Below are 22529 nucleotides of genomic sequence, written 5' to 3' on the forward strand. Positions count from 1 at the left end.
GTGGATGAAAGACCTTGGGACCCGCCCCGATATGAGCATAAAAGTGGGATGATAATCCCACGATATGCGAATACTGGTGAGGATTGTGGGAGTGCAACGCACGGAACAATCCGTAGGCATCATAGTTGGGGACTTTTGACACCCACATCATAAGATACTAGCGTAGAAAGGATTGTGGGAGTACGAAGTACGGAGCAATTCGTAAGGCATCTTTATGTAAACATCAGATAGCAGAAGAAAGGGGAGCAGGCAGATGCGTCTTGAAAAAATACAGGCTTATTTAAAAGAGAAACAGTGGAACTACGAATACACGGAGGAGGACGGGCTTGGAAGCATTGATTTTGAGCATCGTGGACTGAGCTATCACATCTGGGAATTTGAGGATGGTGGATACGGTGCGGAGACAAATGTGCGTACCGTGGGAAGACAGGAAGACATCATGGGGAACTACGAACAGGAGATCATCGAAATCCTGAAAACCTGGTAAGATGAAAGGAACGGAAAATGTTTGAAATAGCACGGTAGATGTGCTATCCTACTGTCTATGGAGGTGAAAGCCATGAAATTAACAAAATTACTGGAAAGAGTAGAATATGAATGTATAAATGGCTCTGTAGATGTCGAGGTGGCAGATCTTGTCAATGACTCCAGAAAAGCAAAAGAAGGTTCTCTGTTTTTCTGCATCAAAGGAGCCGTTTCTGACGGACACAAATACGCAGCAGATGTGATCGCCAAAGGAGCAAAAGTTCTGGTCGTGCAGAATGAAGTAGAAGCTCCGAGGGATGTGACGGTGATCAAAGTGGCGGACAGCCGCTATGCGATGGCAATGATCTCAGCAGCATATTTTGATTATCCGGCGGAAAAAATGAAAGTGATCGGTATCACCGGAACAAAAGGCAAGACCACGACCACGTATATGATCAGATCCATCCTGGAAAGTGCGGGACACAAAGTCGGACTGATCGGAACGATCGAGGCGATCATCGGAGAGGAGCATATCCCGGCGGCCAATACGACCCCGGAGTCCTACACCGTGCAGTCTTATTTTGACCGGATGGTAAAAGCAGGATGCGACTGTGTTGTGATGGAAGTATCTTCTCAGGGACTGATGCTGCACAGGACGGCAGGCATTCCGTTTGAGATTGGTATTTTCACGAACATTGAACCGGATCACATCGGACCGGCAGAACACGCAAGTTTTGAAGACTATATACACTGCAAAGGGCTGCTGTTCCAGCAGTGTAAGCTTGGCATTGTCAATATGGATGACAAACATCTGGAGCAGGTGTTAAAAGGTCATACTTGCAGGATTGAGACATTTGGATTCTCAGAAAAAGCAGACCTTCGTGCCGAAAACACAAAACTGGTATCAAGACCGGGTTATCTTGGTATTGATTACACGGCGGAAGCAAAGGATTTCCATCTGGATGTCGAGATTGATATCCCGGGCAAATTCAGCGTCTACAACTCTCTGACAGCGATCGCAGTCTGCCGTCATTTCGGTGTCTCAAAAGAGGACATCTTAAAGGCACTGGCACAGGCGAAAGTAAAAGGCCGTATCGAGATGATCAAAGTTTCCGATGATTTTACGCTGATGATCGACTACGCCCATAATGCCATGAGCCTTGAGAGCCTTTTGACGACATTAAAAGAATATCATCCAAAGAGACTGGTATGTCTGTTCGGGTGCGGCGGAAACCGTGCAAGATCCAGAAGATTTGAGATGGGAGAAGTCTCCGGAAGACTTGCGGATCTGACGATCATCACATCCGATAACCCACGTTTCGAGAAACCACTGGACATTATTGCGGACATCCGAACCGGCATCGAAAAAACGGATGGTAAATACATCGAGATACCGGATCGGAAAGAGGCGATCGCCTGGGCGATCCACCACGGTCAGAAGGGTGATGTCATCGTTCTTGCCGGAAAAGGACATGAAGATTACCAGGAGATCGAAGGCAAAAAATATCCGATGGATGAGCGTGTGCTGATCCGGGAGATTCTTGCGGAAGATGCAGCGAAAGGAAAGTAAGTGTCAGGAACAGAACAAGTACTTTACGCAAATGTGATCGTAGATATCAGCCACGAAAAGCTGGATAAGATTTTTCAGTACCGCGTGCCGGATGTTCTGCGGATGCAGATTCATCCGGGAACAGCCGTTACGGTTCCATTTGGAAACGGCAACCGCAGGATACAGGGCTATGTGGTCAAACTGACGGACCGGACCGATTATCCGCCGGAAAAGATCAAAGAAATACAGGGAGTCTGTGCAGGTCAGACAGGCGTAGAAGGAAAGCTGATCGCACTGGCTGCGTGGATGCGGGATTATTATGGTTCCACGATGATCCAGGCATTAAAAGCAGTGCTTCCGGTCAAACAGAAAGTGGCACAGAAAGAACAGAAACAGATTCGTCTGCTGCTGCCGGAAAAAGAAGCACGGGAAATGCTGCAGGTTCTGGAAAAGAAAAATCAGAAAGCCAGGGCAAGACTTTTAGATGCTTTGCTGGTGATTGCGAAGCAAAACGAAAAAGGCATGGCAGTTCTTTCTTGGGAGCGGGCAAAGGAGCAGTATGGCGTTACCATGCCAGTTGTACGGGCAATGGAAGAAAAGGGTATCGTAAAGCTGGAAAGCATGCGGATCTACCGCGAACCGCTGGATCTGATGATCTCCCGGTCCGATCAAAAGCAGGAAGAGGTAAAAATGCAGACAGGCAGAGACTTTTTTCTGAACGAAGAACAGCAGCTGGCAGTCCAAACGATTTTAAAAGAGTGGGATCAGAAAGATAAGTCTGTTTATCTGCTGCATGGTGTGACTGGGAGCGGAAAAACAGAAGTCTATATGGAACTGATCGATTTTGTGCGAAAACAGGGCAAACAGGCGATCTTTTTGATTCCGGAGATCGCTCTGACGTATCAGATGGTGTTGCGGTTTTACCAGCGGTTTGGAAGTCGTGTATCCATTCTGCATTCACGGATGTCAGCCGGAGAACGCTATGATCAGTACGAAAAAGCAAAAAATGGTGAAATTGACATTATGATCGGGCCAAGGTCGGCACTGTTCACACCATTTTCAAATCTTGGCATTATTATTATCGATGAGGAACACGAAGAGTCCTACAAAAGTGAGACGGTCCCTCGTTATCATGCAAGAGAAACAGCACAGAGACGGGCCGAAATGGAAGGTGCGAAGCTCATTCTGGGATCGGCAACCCCGTCGGTGGAGTCGTATTACCGGGCAGAAAAGGGAGAATATTGCCTGCTGGAGATGAAGAGGCGGGCGAACAGACAAAAGCTTCCGTATGTCTGGATTGGAGATATGCGAAACGAGATGCGGGAGGGCAACCGCAGTATTTTAAGCCGATATCTGCAAGAGCAGCTTGGGATGTGTCTCGAGAGGGGCGATCAGGCGATGCTGTTTTTAAACCGACGCGGTTATGCCGGTTTTGTGGCATGCCGTTCCTGCGGTACGGTGATCGGGTGTCCGCACTGCAACGTGTCCCTGTCACTTCACAAAAAAGGTACGGCAGGCGAAAAGCTGGTGTGTCATTACTGCGGCTATACACAGCCAAATCCACGCCTCTGTCCGTCCTGCACTTCTCCTTTTATCGGAAGTTTTCAGGTGGGGACACAGCAGGTAGTAAGCCAGGTGCAGCGTATGTTTCCGAAGGCACGTATTTTGCGTATGGATGCCGATACGACCAGAGGGAAAGACGGACATCATAAAATTTTAGAGACCTTTGCAAAAGGCGGAGCCGATATTCTGGTCGGGACGCAGATGATTGTCAAAGGGCATGATTTTGCAGATGTCACGCTGGTCGGGGCACTGGCAGCGGATCTGTCGCTTCACATGAGTGATTACCGGGCAGCCGAGCGGACCTTTCAGCTGCTGACGCAGGCGGCCGGACGTGCCGGCAGAGGTGAAAAAACGGGAAGTGTCGTGATCCAGACTTATGAGCCGGATCATTACAGTATAAAAGCGGCGGCAGCTCAGGATTATCAGGCTTTTTATGAAGAAGAGATCTTGTACCGCAGCCTGATGGATTATCCGCCGGTCGGCGGTATGCTTGCCCTGCACGGACAGGGGGAGGATGAAAGTTACCTTCAGATGGCGATGGAATATTTGAAAAAATACCTGGATGTACTGGCGAAGAAAACACAGGCAAGAGTGATCGGACCGGCAGATGAAAGCGTTTCGAAAGTTGCGGATATTTACAGAAAAGTGATTTATGTAAGGCATGGGCGAAAAGAAGTGCTGGATCAGATCAAGGAGCGGACAGAACAATATATTGAAATAAACAGAGGTTTTGATAAAATTACCATTCAGTATGACAGAGATTAGAGAAAGCGGAGGATAAAAGAGATGGCAACCAGAACAATAAGGACGATCGGAGACGATGTACTGACGAAAGTATGTAAAGAAGTAAAAGAAGTAACGCCAAAAACAAAAGAACTGATCGATGATATGTTTGAGACAATGTACGATGCCATGGGCGTCGGACTTGCAGCAAACCAGGTCGGCATGCTGAAAAGAATCGTAGTTATCGACTGCGGGGATGATCCACACGTATTGATCAATCCGGTGATCATCGAGACAGCCGGAGAGCAGAGAGGTTATGAGGGATGCTTAAGTGTTCCGGGAAAAACGGGGGTCGTTACAAGGCCTGATTATGCGAAAGTAAAAGCATATGATGAAGATATGAATGAATTTATTCTGGAGGGCGAAGGACTTCTGGCCCGTGCCATCTGTCACGAATGCGAACATCTGGATGGGCATATGTATGTAGAAAAAGTAGAGGGCGAATTAGAAGATGTCGCTCCTTATGATGAAGAAGAGTGATGAAAATATAGTAAAAAAGAAACAGGAGGCGATAAGATGAAGATCATATATATGGGAACACCGGATTTTGCGGTTGAGGCACTGGAAGCCCTGGCTTCATCCAGACATGAAGTGACCGCAGTCTTTACACAGCCGGATAAGCCAAAGGGACGCGGAAAAGCGATGCAGTTTACGCCGGTCAAAGAAGTGGCACTCCGGGAGAATATTCCGGTCTATCAGCCGAAAAAGGTAAGAGATCCGGAAGTGATCCAAAAGATCCGGGAACTTGCACCGGATGTACTGGTTGTTGTGGCGTTTGGACAGATCATACCACAGGAGATCCTGGACATCGCACCGTATGGCTGCATCAATGTGCATGGTTCACTTTTACCGAAATATCGCGGAGCTGCTCCGATCCAGTGGGCGGTGATCGACGGTGAAAAGGAATCCGGCGTGACAACCATGCAGATGGATGCCGGACTGGATACCGGTGATATGCTGCTGAAAACCGTCGTGCCGCTCGATGAAAAAGAAACGGGAGGAAGTCTGTTTGACAAACTGAGCAAAGCAGGGGCAGATCTGCTTCTTAAGACGCTTGATGCACTGGAAAATGGCACGGTTACCCCGCAGAAACAAGGTGAGTCGCCGACCGCTTATGCAAAAATGCTGACCAAAGATATGGGAGCGATCGACTGGAACCGCCCGGCGAAAGAGCTGGAACGTCTGATCCGCGGACTGAATCCGTGGCCGAGTGCCTATACGAAACTAAACGGTAAGACCCTGAAAATCTGGGCAGCAGATGTATGTGGGCAGACCGGTGAAAAAGCACAGCCCGGAACGGTGCTGAAAGCAGAAAAAGACGAGTTCCTGATCCAGACAGGAGAAAAGATCCTGTCCGTGAAAGAACTTCAGTTAGAAGGTAAGAAACGTATGGACACGGCAGCCTTCCTTCGCGGCTGTCATCTTGAGAAAGGGATGATTTTATAATGTATGGATGGTATTATGATCCGACTTTTATACTTGTTTTTGCGGGGCTGATCCTGACGCTGATCGCATCGGCAGGCGTGAAAAGCACCTTTGCAAGGTATTCACGCGTTCGCTGTATGTCAGGCTATACCGGTGCACAGGCGGCACAGGAAGTGCTCCGCATCAGCGGTATCTATGATGTCCGCATTGAGCGTGTGGCAGGAGAGCTGACTGATCATTATGATCCGAGGGCAAAAGTGCTGCGTCTTTCAGACAGCACCTATGGCTCCAATTCCGTTGCGGCAGTATGTGTGGCAGCACATGAGTGTGGTCATGCAATCCAGCATCAGAAAGGATATGGACCTCTGGTACTTCGAAGCACACTGGTTCCGGCAGCCAACATCGGTTCCAGTCTTTCCTGGCCGATTTTTGTTGCAGGGCTGATCTTCAGCATGCGTCCGCTTCTGATGCTCGGTATTCTTATGTTTGGACTGGCTGTGATCTTTCAGCTTGTGACACTGCCGGTTGAGTTCAACGCATCCAGCCGTGCGATCAGGATCCTTGAGGGAAACGGAATGCTTGGAGAAAGTGAGATCACAGGAGCAAAAAAAGTGCTCAGAGCGGCAGCTATGACTTATGTAGCAAGTCTTGCATCATCCATACTGCAGCTGCTGCGTCTTGTCATTTTAGCAGGAGGAAACAGAAGAGATGATTAATCTTAGAGAAATTATCCTCGGTGCACTGATGGATATCGTGGAAGAAGAGCAGTACAGCCATATCGTGCTCAAGGATGTGCTGGAAAAATATCAGTACCTGGACAAACGTGACCGGGCATTTATTACGCGTGTGACCGAGGGCACGCTGGAAAATATGCTCCAGATGGATTATATCATTGAGCGTTTTTCAAAAGTAAAAGTGGAAAATATGAAACTGGTGATCCGCAACATCCTGCGTATGTCGGTTTATCAGTTAAAATATATGGACAGTGTACCGGATTCTGCTGTCTGTAACGAAGGCGTGCGTCTGGCACAGAAACGGGGTTTTTATCAGCTCAAAGGTTTTGTGAACGGCGTTCTTCGAAGTGTTGCAAGAAATCTGGACAAAGTGGAATATCCTTCAAAAGAAAAACAGCCGTTGCTTTATCTTTCAGTCACCTATTCCATGCCGGAATGGATTGTAAAGAGCTGGTGTGAACTCTACGGCTTTGATGCCGTGGAAAAGATCTGCAAGGATATGCATGAAGAAAAACCGACTTCGATCCGCTGCAATCTGGATAAAACGGAAAAAGAGCAGATTATCGAGAGCCTCAAAGAGCAGGGGATCCAGGTAGAGCAGAGTCCGTATCTGGACTATGCACTCGGCATCCGCGGCTATAATTACATGAAAGCGGTGCTTGCCTTTAAACGCGGCTGGTTCCAGGTGCAGGATGTCAGCTCCATGCTGGTTTCTGAGATTGCAGCACCGAAATGGGGCGACTACTGCATTGATGTCTGTGCCGCACCGGGAGGCAAAAGCCTTCACCTTGCAGATATGCTGCACGGAAGCGGTCATGTGGAGGCAAGAGATATCACCGACTACAAAGTCCGGCTGATGCAGGAAAATATTGAGCGTATCGGCGTGATCAATATGTCTGCGACCCTGCAGGATGCGACCGTTTTTGATCCGGAATCCGTGGAGCGTGCGGATATTCTGCTGGCAGATGTGCCTTGCTCCGGACTTGGCGTGATCGGCAAAAAGGCGGACATCCGCTACAAGATGACACCGGCAAAACAGACGGAGATCATCAAACTGCAGCGTAAAATCCTCGATACGGTCTGGAAGTATGTCAAAGTGGGCGGAACATTGATTTACAGTACCTGTACGATCGGGGCAGAAGAAAATCAGTACAACGTCAAATGGTTTCTGGAAAATTATCCGTTTGTGCTGGAAAGCATTGATCCGTACATCTGCGACGAGCTGAAGGGTAAGACAACCAGTGCCGGATATCTTCAGCTTCTGCCCGGCATACATAAATCAGACGGATTTTTCATTGCACGCCTGAAACGTGTAAAGTAGGAGTGTGGCATGGAAAAAACAGATATCAAATCATTGGATTATGACGAACTGAAAGATTTTTTTGTCAGCATCGGCGAAAAGCCGTTCCGGGCAAAGCAGGTCTACCAGTGGATACATGAAAAACAGGCGGATGGTTTTGAAGAGATGACCAATCTCTCAAAAAATCTGCGGGAAAAACTGGCAGAAACCTGTGAATATACCTGCCTTGAGAACGTACAGACGCTGGTTTCCGAACTGGACGGAACGAGAAAATATCTGTTCCGCCTTTCGGACGGCTATGTGGTCGAGAGTGTGCTGATGCGTTACCAGCACGGCAATTCGGTGTGCATTTCCACGCAGGTCGGCTGCCGCATGGGATGCCGTTTCTGTGCCTCCACGATCGGAGGAAAGACAAGAGATCTGACGGCGGGGGAGATGCTCGATCAGATCTACCGTATCCAGAAAGACATCGGGGAGCGGGTATCCAACCTGGTGATGATGGGTACCGGAGAGCCACTGGATAATTACGACAATGCGGTAAAATTCATCCGGATGCTGAGTGATGAACACGGACTGAATATCAGCCAGCGAAACATTACCTTATCAACCTGCGGGATCGTGCCGCGGATGCGTCAGCTTGCAGATGAAGGATTTCAGATCACACTGGCACTTTCGCTCCACGCACCGAATCAGGAAAAACGAAAAGCACTGCTTCCGATCGCCGGAAAATATGAGATCCATGAGGCGGTGGATGCCTGCCGGTATTATTATGAAAAGACCGGACGTCGCATCACGTTTGAGTACAGCCTTGTTGGCGGACAGAATGATTCAAAAGAAGATGCAAAGCAGCTTTACGAACTGATCCATGGCATCAACTGCCATGTGAATCTGATTCCGGTCAATCCGGTAAAAGAACGTTCTTATGTGCAGTCGGAACGAAAAGTGATTGTGGAGTTCAAAAATAAACTTGAAAATTGCGGAATAAATGTTACTATTAGAAGAGAAATGGGACGTGATATTGGCGGTGCTTGTGGACAACTTAGGAAAAGTTATATGGATAAAGAAAAAAAGGAGTAAAGGCATGAGATCATGCTGTGTTACAGATGTAGGGCAGAAAAGAACCACGAACCAGGATTTTGTGTTTGCTTCTGACACTCCGGTAGGACCATTGCCGAACCTTCTGATCGTTGCGGACGGTATGGGAGGACATCAGGCAGGCGATATGGCATCCCGCTATGCGGCCGAAGTGATCGTCAGTCATATTAAAAGAAGCAGAGAACGAAATCCGATCCGTGTACTTCGAAGTGCAATTGAAACAGCAAACGAAAGAGTGCTGGAAAAGGCAGCAGAAGACGAAGAACTGAGCGGTATGGGTACGACTGTCGTAGCCGCAACCGTGGTTGAAAATTACCTTTATGTTGCAAATGTAGGAGACAGCAGACTGTATCTGATACGGGATCACATCAGACAGATCACCAGAGACCATTCTCTGGTAGGAGAGATGGTGCGGGCGGGTGAGTTAAGCCCGGAGCAGGCGAGAAATCACCCGAACAAGAATATCATCACCAGAGCAGTAGGGGCAGGACAAAAACTGGAGATTGACTTTTTTGACGAGGACTTAAGAAAAGGAGATATCCTGCTCTTATGTTCCGACGGACTGAGCAACATGGTAGAAGATGAGGAAATTGAAAAAATAATCAAAAGCGGCAGAGAGCTGCCGAAGATCGCCATGGACCTGATTGAACGGGCAAATCGCAATGGCGGCAAGGACAATATCGCGGTTGTACTGGCACAGCCGCTGACAGGTGAGGTGGAGCAATGTTAAAAGAAGGCATGTTTATCCAGGATCGATACGAGATCATCAGCAAGATCGGTTCCGGCGGTATGGCAGATGTATATAAGGCAAAAGACCATACACTGAACCGCTTTGTTGCAGTGAAAGTATTGAAACCTGAATTCCGAAAAGATAAGGGATTTATCACGAAATTCCGTGTGGAGGCACAGTCTGCGGCAGGACTGGCACATCCGAATATTGTAAATGTCTATGATGTAGGTGAGGACAACGGCATCAGTTTCATTGTCATGGAGCTGGTAGAAGGGATCACCTTAAAAGAATATATCGAGAAAAAGGGAAGACTCGCAGTGCGGGAAGCAACCAGCATTGCGATCCAGGTATCGATGGGGCTGCAGGCGGCACACAACAACGGCATCGTCCATCGTGATGTCAAACCGCAGAATATCATCATCTCCACAGATGGAAAAGTAAAAGTCACGGATTTTGGTATCGCAAGAGTGGCGACATCCAATACGATCAGTTCCAATGTCATGGGCTCGGTACACTACAGTTCACCGGAGCAGGCAAGAGGCGGTTACAGTGACTACAAGAGTGACATCTATTCGCTTGGTATCACGATGTATGAGATGCTGACCGGTCATGTACCGTTCGACGGTGACACGACGGTCGCCATTGCACTGAAACATCTGCAGGAGGAGATCCAGTCACCGCGTAAATATGTGCCGGAACTGCCGAAAAGTACGGTACAGATCATCTATAAATGTACGCAGAAAAGCCCGGATCGACGATACAGTGACATGGAAGAGCTGATCAGTGACTTAAAGGAGTCTCTGGTCAACCCGGAAGGTGACTTTGTAAAGATTGCACCGCTTGACAGCCGTGCACATACCGTGATCGTCTCTCAGGATGAGCTGAACAAGATCAAAGAAGGACGCAATGAGATGCAGCAGGCAGAAGAGCCTTATCCTGCAAATCAAGAACCGGTCAATACCGGCATGCCAAATCCTCAGAACCTACAGAATATGGGAAATCCGCAGAATATGCAGGGCAGAGGACAGCAGTATGCAAACAATGGATATCAGAATCCGCAGAATTATGCCGGTGGATATTATCAGCCGGAAGAGCCGCAGGAGCCGGAAGTCAATCCGAAACTGGAGAAATTCATGACGATCGGCAGCATTGTCGTAGGCGTTCTGATCCTGGCAATCTTTCTGGCACTGGTCGGAAGTGCGACCGGATTGTTTGACCTTGGATTTTTGGCAGGCGGAAGCAACAAGAAGCAGACAGAGACAACGACCGCAACTGAGACGACACAGATCTCCGGTCAGGTCGAAGTGCCGAGCATCCTTGGCAAAACAGAAGCAGAGGCAAAAGAAATGCTGGCAGATACTGGTCTTGGGCTTGAGTATGCCGGAGAAGAACCGTCCACTGATTATGACAAGGGTCAGATCATGGCTCAGCAGCCGGAAAGGGGCGAGATGGTTGATAAAAATACGACCATTTCTTACACGGTAAGTACCGGAAGCGACAAGATCACCCTGCCGGATCTGGAGAATGAGTCAGCAGACGATGCGAAAGCAGCACTGGAAAAGCTGGGGCTGAAATGTGACCAGCAGGAAGTGTATGATATTTCCATCGCCCAGGGACATGTCAGTTATACAAGTCCGGGAGCAGGAAAGGAAGTTGCCCCGAATTCTACCGTTACACTTTACATCAGCAACGGCGGAGACGGAAGTGTCGACAGTTCCGATCCTGCATCGGACACGGAAACGGATACGGAAACACAGGAGACAGTCAAAGAGACGAAAAAAGAAACGGAATCCAAAGAGACCAGTGCAAAGGCAGAATATTCCACCGATGTAAAGCTTTATGCACCGCAGGACTACAACGATGAGAAAGTCCGCATTGAGCTGGTGCAGGACGGCAAGACAACGACTCTGGTGGACGGAGAAGTGGTTGAGTTCCCGTACAGCCTGAAAATGACATCCGATTCCGGCAGCAGTGCAACTGCGTATGTTTATGTGCTGGATGACGATGGAAATATATTGAAAAAAGTAGAATATGAAGGCGTGCCGTTCAGCAAATAGCGGTGTGCAGAATACGGAGTTTTCATGCAGGGAAAGATTATAAAAGGAATTGCCGGGTTTTATTATGTCCATATCGCCGGAAAAGGCGTGTATGAGTGTAAAGCAAAGGGTATTTTCCGAAAAAATAAAATAAAACCGCTGGTCGGAGATGATGTGGTGATCGATATCCTGGACGAAGAAAAAAGAGAAGGAAATATCCGGGATATCCTTGCTAGGAAAAATGCACTGATCCGTCCGGCCGTTGCAAATGTAGATCAGGCGATGGTCATTTTTGCAATCAGCAGGCCGGCTCCGAATTTGAGTCTTCTGGATCGTTTCCTGATCTCAATGGAGCGTCAGAATGTACCGGTCGTTGTCTGTTTTAACAAAAGTGATATCGCAGAGCCGCAAGAGGCGGCAAGACTTCAGGAGATTTATGAAAACTGTGGCTGTCAGGTTCTTTTTACCAGTGTAAAAGAGCAGGCAGGGACAGAACAGATACGGGAGCTTTTGAAAGATAAAACGACCGTTGTTGCCGGCCCGTCCGGTGTCGGCAAGTCATCGATGATCAACTTTCTCTATCCGAAGGCAGAGATGATGGTCGGTGAGATCAGTCAGAAGATCGACCGCGGCAAGCATACAACACGTCATTCTGAACTGTTCTCCATTGGTGACAACACGTATCTGATGGATACGCCCGGATTCAGTTCGTTGTATCTTACCGATTTTGAAAAAGAAGATTTAAAAGAATATTTCGCAGAGTTTCGAAAATATGAGCCATACTGTCGTTTTCAGGGCTGTATGCATTTGAGTGAACCTGACTGTGGTGTAAAAGAAGCACTGGCAGAAGGAAAGATCAGTTCTATACGCTACGAAAGCTATAAAGAGCTGTATGAAGAACTGAAACAAAAAAGGAGGTACTGATTTTTATGAAGTACGAATTATCACCGTCTATTCTTTCCGCAGATTTTGCAAGACTGGGAGAGGAAATAAAGGCAGTTGAGCAGACAGGCGTAAACTATCTTCATATTGATGTGATGGACGGTATGTTTGTACCGAGCATTTCATTTGGATTCCCGATCATCAAATCCATCCGGAAAATGAGCAATATGGTATTTGATGTCCATCTGATGGTAGAACAGCCGGAGCGTTATATCGAAGAGACAGCGGCAAGCGGGGCGGATATCATCACGATCCATGCAGAGGCCTGCAAACATCCGGACCGTGCGATCGAGCAGATCCATCAGCTGGGAAAGAAAGCCGGTATTGCACTGAACCCTTCTACTTCTCTGCATGAGCTGGATTACCTTCTGGAGAAAGTGGATATGGTACTTCTGATGACCGTAAATCCTGGATTTGGAAACCAGAAATACATTCCGTACTGCACCGGAAAGGTGAAAGAGCTGCGTACCATGATCGAAGAGCGGGGACTTCAGACCGATATTGAAGTTGACGGCGGCATCAACGCTGCGACGATCGATGCTGTTTTAGAGGCAGGAGCCAACATCCTGGTAGCCGGATCGGCTGTTTTTGGCAAAGAAACGGCAAAAAATGCAGAAAAATACCGGAAACTGCTGGCAGATTATCAGGAGAATCACAAATGAAGCGGGCAGTGATCATAAGCGGGGGCAAAATTCAGACTGATTTTGCCCTTGCTTTTTTGAGGACACAGACCTGGAATTACGTGATCGGGGCAGATAAGGGAGTGATCTTCTGTCACAAAAACCAGATCATGCCCACACACATTGTCGGAGACTTTGATTCGGCTGGCGAGACGGAATACGAGTATTTTCAGAAAAATACCGACGTTCCGATCAAAAGGCTCAATCCGGTCAAAGATTATACAGACACCGATGTGGCTCTTCGTCTGGCACTGGAACTTGGGGCAGAAGAAATTACGATCCTTGGCGGAACCGGGGCACGCATCGACCATACCGCTGCCAATGTACGGATCCTGTTTCTTGCTCTGCAAAAAGGTGTGCGGGCATATCTTCTGGATGAACACAACAAAATGTGGCTGACGGATCATGCAGTATCCATAAAAAAAGAGGAACAGTTCGGCAAATATCTTTCTTTGTTTGGCATGGGAGGTGCAGTGAAAAATCTGACGCTGCAGGGTGTTTTTTATCCGCTTGATCATTATCTTCTGGAGGGAATGGATCCGCTCTGCGTAAGCAATGAGATCACAGAAGAGGCATGTCGGATCAACTTTTCGGAAGGGGTTCTGTTGGTGATCGAGTCGAAAGACTGATATCCCTGTCAAAAAAGGTCGAATAACGAAGAAAAACAGTAAAATTTTGTCGATGAGTTCTTTTTCTGGGGACTTGCAATCAGGAGGTTTACTGTGTTACACTGTTGGTGCTGATAAAGAGCAAAATGTCATTTACATAAAGAGAGGAAATTACAAATGAAACTTGGTATTGTAGGATTGCCAAACGTAGGAAAAAGTACACTGTTTAATTCTTTAACAAAGGCGGGAGCAGAGTCCGCAAACTATCCGTTCTGTACGATCGACCCGAATGTCGGTATCGTAACCGTTCCGGATGAAAGGCTGAATCTTCTTGCAGATATGTATCATTCAGCAAAAGTGACACCGGCTGTGATCGAATTTGTAGATATCGCAGGTCTGGTAAAAGGAGCATCCAAAGGAGAGGGACTTGGAAATCAGTTCCTGGCAAATATCCGTGAGGTTGATGCGATCGTGCATGTTGTCCGCTGCTTTGAGGATACCAACGTGATCCACGTAGACGGAAGCGTAGATCCGACAAGAGATATTGATACAATCAACCTGGAGCTGATCTTTTCTGATATCGAGATCCTGGAGAGAAGGATCGCAAAGAGCAGCAGAGGTGCAAGAAATGATAAGAAGCTTGCAAAAGAAGTGGATTTCCTGCAGAGATTAAAAGCATATCTGGAAGAAGGGAATCTGGCGATCGGATTTGAACTTCAGGATGAGGATGAGGAAGCATGGTTTGCAGAGTACAATCTTCTGACTGCAAAACCGGTGATCTATGCGGCAAACGTATCGGAAGATGATCTGGCAGATGATGGAGCATCCAACGCTTATGTGCAGGCAGTCCGGGATTTTGCAGCTAAGAACGGCAGTGAAGTATTTGTGATCTGTGCACAGATCGAGCAGGAGATTTCTGAACTGGATGAGGATGAAAGAAAAATGTTTCTCGAAGATCTGGGATTAAAAGAGTCCGGACTGGAGAAACTGATCAAAGCAAGCTACAGTCTGTTAGGCCTGATCAGTTACCTGACTGCAGGTGAGACTGAGACAAGAGCCTGGACGATCAAAAAAGGAACAAAGGCACCGCAGGCGGCAGGCAAGATCCATTCCGATTTTGAACGTGGATTCATCCGTGCCGAGGTAGTCAATTATCAGGATCTTCTGGATTGCGGAAGCTATTCTGCAGCAAAAGAAAAAGGACTGGTAGGACTGGAAGGCAAAGATTACGTAGTCAAAGACGGAGATGTTGTTCTGTTCCGCTTCAATGTATAATTGGAAAAATAAAGAGGTGATGTTATGAATACATCCATAAATTTTCCAAATCTTGGGATTCATTTATCAAATGTCGGAAAGTCGATCAGCATCGGTGGCTTTGAGATTGCCTATTACGGTATGATCATCGCATGCGGAATGATTCTGGGTCTGTGCATCGCCATGTGGGTGGCGAAGAAAACAAACCAGAATCCGGATCAGTATTTTGATGTGGCACTCTATGCGATCCCGATCGCACTGATCGGGGCGAGAGCGTATTATGTTATCTTTTCCTGGGATCAGTACAAAGACAATCTGATCCACATTCTGTATTTCCGGGAAGGCGGACTGGCGATATTCGGCGGTGTGATTGCGGCAGTGATTACATTTTATGTATATGTAAAAATAAAAAAACAAAATTTCTGGCTGATGGCAGACACCGCATGTGTCGGGCTGGTTTTGGGGCAGATCATCGGACGCTGGGGCAACTTTTTCAACCGAGAGGCTTTCGGCGGCTATACAAATGGTCTGTTTGCGATGCAGCTTCCGCTGAATGCCGTACGCAGTTCCGATGTCACGCAGGAGATGATGGAGCACCTGCAGACGATCGACGGCGTGCAGTATATTCAGGTACACCCGACTTTTTTATACGAAAGTTTTTGGAATGTCGGTGTTCTGCTGTTGCTGCTGCTCTTTACAAAGCATAAGAAATTTCACGGCGAGATTTTTTTACTTTATCTCGCAGGCTACGGAATCGGAAGATTCTGGATCGAGGGGCTCCGTACAGATCAGCTTCTGCTTCCGGGGATCAAACTTCCGGTATCGCAGGTGCTTTCCGCAGTAGTAGCCATTGTCTCCATCGCAGTAATATTGATTCAACGAAAAAGATGCACGGCAAAAAAAACCGTGTAAAAGCACAGAAAGATTGAGGGATGTACGATGAGTAAAATGAACGAAATACGCAGCGAAGTGGAAAAAATCAAAGAAAGTATTGAGTGTGAGCGAAGAAAACTGGATGAGATCATCCTGTCCGGAAACGCCGAAGAGATCTATCGTCAGAATATCAAAGTCGATCAGCTGATCGAGCAGTATATTGACCTGGCTCAGGTGTAAGGATAGCTGAAATGAAAAAGATTAAGAAAAGCTGGAATATAGAAAAGATATTCCGGCTTTTTTTTGTTTGGTGTAGGGAAATGTAAGAAAAATTTTCTGTGACCTCAACATCATATAAAATGCCAGGCGAAGTATTTCAGGATATTTTCAGCTAAAATTCACATGACAAACAAAAATACCTGTGGTAGAATGAAAATATTAGTAAAAAACAACAAAGAGAGAGTAAAAAATCAGGAGGTAGAAATGAAAAAAGTACAAAAATTGTTAAGGAGGAGTCTTGCGACCGGGCTGGCATTGGTGATGACCGTTTCCAGTATGACGATCGTTCCGGGATCGTGGCAGGTCCATGCGGCAGAAGCATCGGGGCAGATAGGGATTTCAAATGCAGACGAGCTGAAAAAAATAGGCAAAGACAAGGACTATCCGATGGACGGGGACTATGTGCTCACTGATGATATCGATCTTTCCGGCAGTGACTGGACACCGATCGGAGGAAGCGGCGGCAGTCAGTATGCCCTCGTTTCCGGTGAACGTGTTTTTAACGGTACGTTTGACGGAGCCGGTCATGTGATCTCCGGGCTTACGATCCAGTGTGACGGATCAAACAACAGCGGTTACCGCATCAGTCAGTCCGGACTGTTTGCAATGCTCGGAAGTGATGATGCATCGGATTATGCGGAAGTGAAAAATATTGTATTTACAGACGTATCCATCAGCCATAATCTTGGCGGCGGAGATACGATCGGCACGCTGGCAGCAGATGCCGACGGATTTGTAAAGATCGACAACGTTGCTGTGCTGGGTGGCAGCATCGAAGTGACGGCAAACAACGGCGGTGATCTGATCGGCGTAGGCGGTATCATTGGTCAGTCACGCAATAACACGGCAGGTGTACATATGAGCAACCTTTACAATGCGGCTTCTGTCAATGTGACATCTGCAGTTTCCACACCACCGGTGCGGTGTGGCGGCATCATCGGAAGGATTTATCAGGGTGGTGAGATCGGAAGCCTTACTTCCTGTCTGAATATCGGAACTGTGACATACAAAGGTTCCGGCGGTTATGCGATCAATGGCTACAGCCAGAATACAGCAGCGTCCTCCAACACAGCAAATATTACAGGCTGTTATTATCTGGAAGGCAGCGGAATTGCCTATACGGAGGGCGGTTCCGTCAGTGAAAGTGACCTGAAAAGTGAAGCACTGGCAGAAAAACTTGGCACGGATTACTGGTATATTTCCAAATCCGGTCAGGTTATGCCAAAAGTTACGGACGGAAAAGTAGTGGTGCCGATCCCGTCACCGACGTTTGCGGACGGTGACAAAGCATCTTCTGTCACCAAAGATTTCACCCTGCCGCTGACTTACGCAGGAGAAGACGGAGAAGAGACGATCAGCTGGAGCAGCAGCAATCCGGATGTGATCACAATAAATGGAAGCAGGGCAGAGGTAAAAGGCGTGCTGGCAGATACCGAAGTGACGCTGACTGCGACCACATCGAAGACACAAAAGACAAAGACGGTCAAAGTAACCGTCAAATCCGATCTGGAGATTGAATTTGACCGGGAGTATGCAAAGCCGGGACAGCTGATGAAAGCTTCTGTAAAAAATGCACCGGCAGATACCGAGTTTACTTATGTATGGCAGAAAGATAAGAGTACTTTATCAGACAGTGATAGTTATACACCGACAAGTGCGGATCTCAATACCTTTATCACAGTGCGTGCGAGCCTGAAAAGTACCGGAGCGACCGTGGCAGAGAAAAAGATCTACTGCAGCAAACTTCCGGTTGTCTATATCAATACGGAAGATGGATATGGCATTACAAGCAAAGAGACCTACAAACAGGCAACCATGAAGATCCAGGGCAATGACAGCTTTAACAGCACGAACACCACGCTTTATGACGGCGGTATTTCCATCCGCGGTCGTGGAAACAGTACCTGGAATATGGGATATTCCAAACTTCCATATAAGATCAAACTGGATTCCAAAACCAATCTGCTCGGATTTGGAAATAGCAAACACTGGGCACTTCTGGCAAACTATATGGATGAGTCTCTGCTGCGTAACAAGACATCCTACGACCTGTCCGGAAAGATGGGTATGGTCTATCTGAAATCCACCAATGTAGAAGTGATCCTGAACGGTGTCTACGCCGGAAATTATCAGCTGGTAGGAAACGTAAGGATTGATAAATCCAGAGTGAATATTCACAACTGGGAAGATGTGGCAAGTGATGCGGCAAAGGCGATCGCCAAAAAAGAAGGCATCAAGGGTGACGCAAAGGATGCACTGGAAGATTATATGACTGAACATCTGGAATGGATCACCAGCGGAAGCCTCAGTTATAATGGAAAAACTTATCAGATTGAAGATTACTACACAGATCTTCCGAAAGATTCCAGCGGAAAGACAGACGTATCCGGCGGATATCTGTTTGAGCTGGATGCATATTATGACGAAGTCTCAAAATTCCAGACAAAGAAAAAGCAGCCGATCATGTTCAAAAATCCGGAGTTTGCCAATACGAACACCGAGCTGTTTACAACGGCACAGAACTATGTACAGGCTGTCGAGGACAGTATCAATTCCGAGGATTATTATACGACCTACAATGGAGAGAAGAAGCACTACACCGATCTGGTGGATATGGATTCTCTGGTTCGTTATCTGATGTTAAATGAATTTTACTGGAACACGGAAACCATGAAAAAGAGTACCTACATGTACAAAGACCTCGGCGGAAAGCTCTTTATCGGACCGGTATGGGATATGGACTGGACCTCCAACAGCCAGATCAGTGCCGGAGAGACCAGCAATTACCGGGCATGGATGGTCGTGACAAGGTCGGCAGAAGCACAGGCAAATTCCTGGTATAAGACGCTGATCGGAGATCCGTATTTTGTAACGAAACTTTATGAATGTTACAAAGAAAACCGTCAGAATTTTGAGGACATTATAAAGACAGGCGGTATCCTGGATCAGCAGAAAGAATATCTGCTGGAATCCGGAAATGCCAATTATCAGGCGGGCTATCTGATGCATCGTTCTACATTTGAGAGTGAAGTGGAACGACTTCGCACTTTCCTGAAGAACCGTCTGGACTGGATGGATCAGCAGTTCACCAGTGTAGATACGCTGCTTGCTTCTCTTGGAAAGTACAGGGCATCTTCTGCAATCTCTGTGACAGAGACAACTTCAGCAGCAGGAAAAGTACTTCTGACGGCAGAAGTTAAAAACAATAACAGCATCAAAAAAGTCGGCTTCTATGTAAATGGTGTGCTTGGTGCAACCGTGACCGTAGAAAATGGCAAAGCTGTTTTTGAAGTATCCGATGATCTTCTGACCAGGACAGAGGGCGGACTGAACACCGTACAGGTACGAGGCATGGATGCCTCCGGCAATCTGCTTTCCGGCGGATCTTTGAGCAATTATGTTGATTTCACAAAGGCGATCGCCGCAGAAAAACTGACCGGAAAGGTTACGGTCAGCGGAGAAGCAAAGGTCGGTGCCGTTTTAAGTGCAGGCGTACAGGATTCCAATAACAGCGGAACACTGTCTTACCAGTGGATGGCAGACGGAAAAGCAATCGAGGGTGCAAACGGAGAGAACTATACACTGACAGAGGCGGAAATCGGAAAAGTGATCACCGTTGCAGTGACAAGCTCCATAGAAACAGGAAGCCTTGTCAGTGCACCGACCGATGCCGTGATCAAAGAAGAACTGAAAAACGATCATCTGATCATCAATCAGGTATACGGCGGCGGTGCCAATGACAGCACACCGGTAAGCCACAGCTTTATCGAACTTTACAATCCGACGGACAATGCAATTTCACTGGAAGGTTACAGCATCGGATATCTTTCAAACGGCAAGAGTAATACACCGCAGGAAGTAAAACTTGCACTTTCCGGAAGCGTACCGTCCCATACGTCCTATCTGATCCGATGTGAACAGCAGGATACATCCACACCGGATCTGATCAAGTTTACGGTAAGCAAATTTGATCAGGAATGGACACAGACGATTGACAATAAGAGATATCAGATAACGCTTTATAAAGGAAATAAAGTCGAAGATGCCGTTTCCGTAAACGAAGGAAATGTAGAAGGAAGTGCACTTTTAGACGGTACGATCAGCAAGCAGAAAGCGATCCGCCGTATCGGATTTGCAGATACGAACAACAATACCGCAGACTTTGAGGTAGTCAGCTACAAAGATGATGCCACTGCTGCAACGAAGAAATATCCGAGGAGCCTGGCAGACGGAGCATGGGGCAGCGGTGAGACACCAAAACCGGATCCGACCCCGGCAGAGCTGGCAGGCAGTGTATCCATCCGTGGAAATGCCATTGTCGGAGCAACACTTTATGCAGATGATGCAGGTATCACCAATAATACCGGAACACTGTCTTATCAGTGGATGGCAGACGAAAGTGAGATTTCCGGTGCAAACAGTGCATTTTTAAGAGTGGAGAAAGGACTGACCGGAAAGCAGATTTTCGTGAAAGTGACAAGCAGTGTGGAAACAGGCACACTGACCAGTGAAAAGACGGCAGCCGTTGTGGAAAAAGAAGCCCAAACGGCACATCTGATCATCAATCAGGTATACGGAGGCGGCGGAAAAGGCAAAACACCGGTATCCGCAAGCTTTATTGAACTTTACAATCCAACCGCAGAGGATATCGGACTGAGCGGTTATACCATCGAATACCTCAGCGGAAGCACACAGAAACAGCTAGAGCTGACCGGAACGGTCGCATCTCACACTTCTTATCTGATCAAAGGTCAGGAAGAGAAGACTTCTGCAGATCTGATCTGTACGATCGAGAAAGCAGATCAGGAATGGGATCTTGCGATCAGCAACAAACAGTACCGCATCCTGCTGAAGAAGGGCGAAGAGCAGATTGACGGTGTTTCTGTCAATGAAGCAGCAGCAGAAGGAACTGCACTGGCAGATCCGGAAAATGATACGATCATCTCCAAGAAAAAAGCGATCCGCCGTATCAGCTTTATCGATACGGATGATAATGTAGCCGATTTTGAAGTACTCAATTACAGTAAGATCCCATCCGAAATCCTGGATCAGGTAAAGCCAAGATCAACGGCAGATGGAAGCTGGGGCATGAAAGACATCGTCAAACCGGAAAAATATTATACCGTTACCTTTGATGTGGACGGAGAAAAAGAGAGCGTTTCCGTAAAAGAAGGAGAGAAAGCAAGCGAAAAAGAAGCACCGCAGAAAGAAGGCTATACCTTCCTTGGATGGTATCTGGAAGATCAGAAATATGATTTTGAAACACCGGTTAGCACAGATATCACACTCTGTGCAAAATGGGAGAAGAACGAAACACCAACCCCGGATCCGCTTCCGGACATTGATCCAAAGCCAGAACCAAAGCCGGAGCCAAAGCCAGAACCAAAGCCGGATCCGAAGCCGACACCTTCAGAAACCATTCAGGCTCCGCAGATCGTAAGCGTTCAAAGCATTGCCAAGAAAAAGATGACGGCAGTGCAGATCACCGTTGAGGCAGTACAGGGTGCAACCGGCTATCAGATCTACCGCAAAAAGGGAAGCAAAGTGACGATGATCGGTCAGACATCCGGAACCGTATTCCTGGATCAGAATCCGGTAAGCGGAAGGTCTTCCTACTATGCAAAAGCCATCAAAGGCAGTCTGACCGGCAAAGAGGGCAGTGCAAAGAAGATTACACTTCCAAAAGCGACCACAAAAGTGACGGCAAAAGCCAAAACGGACAAAACCGTAGTTCTGAGCTGGAAGAAAGTGAAGGGTGCAACCGGTTATCTGGTATATCGTTCCACAAAGAAAAATGGCAGTTATCAGAGGATCGCAGTGCTGAAAAAAGGAACGAAATGCACATACAACGACAAAAAAGGACTGAAAAAAGGAATGAAATACTATTACCGTATCGTGACAGTGAAAAAGAAAACCTACAGTCCTGCAAAGACAACAAAAGCAGTAAAAATAAAAGCAGCAAAGAAAAAATAATAAACTGAGAAATATTTTCAGAACGGCAGAAAGAAAATAACGACTGCTTTTCCGAAAGCCGAAAAAGAATACCGTCGTAATTCGCAAAAGAATACGGCGGTATTCTTTTGCGATTGGTGACATATCTGTGACAAACAACGGTGAAAAAAAGCGGAAATGTACAGAAAAAAATAAAAAATAACGCCAAGAAACACTTGCCTTTTTATGTGCTTTGGGATATTATTAACACATAAGTGGTAA

At 47.1% G+C, this 22529-nt stretch carries 17 protein-coding genes; all 17 read left to right on the forward strand.

The genetic code is table 11. From position 1 onward, the window contains the following. The first annotated feature begins 253 nt into the window (after window positions 1-253). The 17 genes from LKD42_RS09825 to LKD42_RS09905 all read left to right on the forward strand — a co-directional run bounded on the left by LKD42_RS09825 (window position 254) and on the right by LKD42_RS09905 (window position 22289). Complete coding sequence (locus LKD42_RS09825; protein WP_022120029.1) at window positions 254-487, forward strand: hypothetical protein; 234 nt, start codon at window positions 254-256, stop codon at window positions 485-487. Window positions 488-559: 72 nt separating this feature from the next. Next, the gene (locus LKD42_RS09830) at window positions 560-2035 is read left to right on the forward strand and encodes a UDP-N-acetylmuramoyl-L-alanyl-D-glutamate--2,6-diaminopimelate ligase (protein WP_248835580.1); all 1476 of its coding nucleotides are present in this window, start codon (window positions 560-562) and stop codon (window positions 2033-2035) included. Continuing rightward, window positions 2036-4342 carry a replication restart helicase PriA gene (gene priA / locus LKD42_RS09835; protein WP_248835581.1) on the forward strand — a complete coding sequence of 769 codons (2307 nt, stop codon included), beginning with the start codon at window positions 2036-2038 and terminating at the stop codon, window positions 4340-4342. Between the two features lie 21 nt (window positions 4343-4363). After that, complete coding sequence (gene def, locus LKD42_RS09840) at window positions 4364-4840, forward strand: peptide deformylase (protein ID WP_022120032.1); 477 nt, start codon at window positions 4364-4366, stop codon at window positions 4838-4840. A 36-nt stretch (window positions 4841-4876) separates the two neighbouring features. Then, complete coding sequence (gene fmt, locus LKD42_RS09845) at window positions 4877-5806, forward strand: methionyl-tRNA formyltransferase (RefSeq protein ID WP_248835582.1); 930 nt, start codon at window positions 4877-4879, stop codon at window positions 5804-5806. Then, entirely contained in the window at window positions 5806-6501 is a 696-nt protein-coding gene (locus LKD42_RS09850) for a zinc metallopeptidase (protein WP_248835583.1), read from the forward strand. The genes fmt and LKD42_RS09850 overlap by 1 nt, the downstream gene beginning before the upstream one ends. Beyond that, a complete protein-coding gene (rsmB, locus tag LKD42_RS09855) occupies window positions 6494-7840 on the forward strand; it encodes a 16S rRNA (cytosine(967)-C(5))-methyltransferase RsmB (protein WP_248835584.1) in 1347 nt (448 codons plus the stop codon). Before LKD42_RS09850 ends, rsmB begins: the two co-directional genes overlap by 8 nt. Window positions 7841-7849: 9 nt before the next feature. After that, on the forward strand, window positions 7850-8896 hold the full coding sequence (gene rlmN / locus LKD42_RS09860) for a dual-specificity RNA methyltransferase RlmN (RefSeq protein WP_248835585.1): 1047 nt from the start codon (window positions 7850-7852) through the stop codon (window positions 8894-8896). A 4-nt stretch (window positions 8897-8900) separates the two neighbouring features. Continuing rightward, window positions 8901-9644, forward strand: coding sequence for a Stp1/IreP family PP2C-type Ser/Thr phosphatase (locus tag LKD42_RS09865; protein WP_022120038.1), 744 nt, complete (start codon window positions 8901-8903; stop codon window positions 9642-9644). Further along, window positions 9638-11701, forward strand: a complete 2064-nt coding sequence (gene pknB, locus LKD42_RS09870; protein ID WP_248835586.1) for a Stk1 family PASTA domain-containing Ser/Thr kinase — start codon at window positions 9638-9640, stop codon at window positions 11699-11701. Before LKD42_RS09865 ends, pknB begins: the two co-directional genes overlap by 7 nt. A 24-nt stretch (window positions 11702-11725) precedes the next feature. After that, a complete protein-coding gene (gene rsgA / locus LKD42_RS09875; RefSeq protein ID WP_022120040.1) occupies window positions 11726-12604 on the forward strand; it encodes a ribosome small subunit-dependent GTPase A in 879 nt (292 codons plus the stop codon). A 5-nt stretch (window positions 12605-12609) separates the two neighbouring features. After that, a complete protein-coding gene (gene rpe, locus LKD42_RS09880; RefSeq protein WP_022120041.1) occupies window positions 12610-13284 on the forward strand; it encodes a ribulose-phosphate 3-epimerase in 675 nt (224 codons plus the stop codon). Further along, complete coding sequence (locus LKD42_RS09885) at window positions 13281-13931, forward strand: thiamine diphosphokinase (protein ID WP_248835587.1); 651 nt, start codon at window positions 13281-13283, stop codon at window positions 13929-13931. The genes rpe and LKD42_RS09885 overlap by 4 nt, the downstream gene beginning before the upstream one ends. A gap of 156 nt (window positions 13932-14087) precedes the next feature. Further along, window positions 14088-15185 (forward strand): redox-regulated ATPase YchF, encoded by a 1098-nt coding sequence (ychF, locus tag LKD42_RS09890; RefSeq protein ID WP_248835588.1) that lies wholly within the window; start codon window positions 14088-14090, stop codon window positions 15183-15185. A gap of 24 nt (window positions 15186-15209) precedes the next feature. Then, window positions 15210-16076, forward strand: a complete 867-nt coding sequence (lgt, locus tag LKD42_RS09895; RefSeq protein WP_248835589.1) for a prolipoprotein diacylglyceryl transferase — start codon at window positions 15210-15212, stop codon at window positions 16074-16076. 27 nt (window positions 16077-16103) lie between these two features. Next, window positions 16104-16277, forward strand: a complete 174-nt coding sequence (locus tag LKD42_RS09900; protein ID WP_022120045.1) for a hypothetical protein — start codon at window positions 16104-16106, stop codon at window positions 16275-16277. 243 nt (window positions 16278-16520) lie between these two features. Next, window positions 16521-22289, forward strand: a complete 5769-nt coding sequence (locus tag LKD42_RS09905; protein ID WP_283094994.1) for a CotH kinase family protein — start codon at window positions 16521-16523, stop codon at window positions 22287-22289. Window positions 22290-22529 lie beyond the last annotated feature (240 nt).

Origin of the sequence: Hominisplanchenecus faecis (assembly GCF_020687205.1) — a bacterium.
Lineage (GTDB): Bacteria > Bacillota > Clostridia > Lachnospirales > Lachnospiraceae > Hominisplanchenecus > Hominisplanchenecus faecis.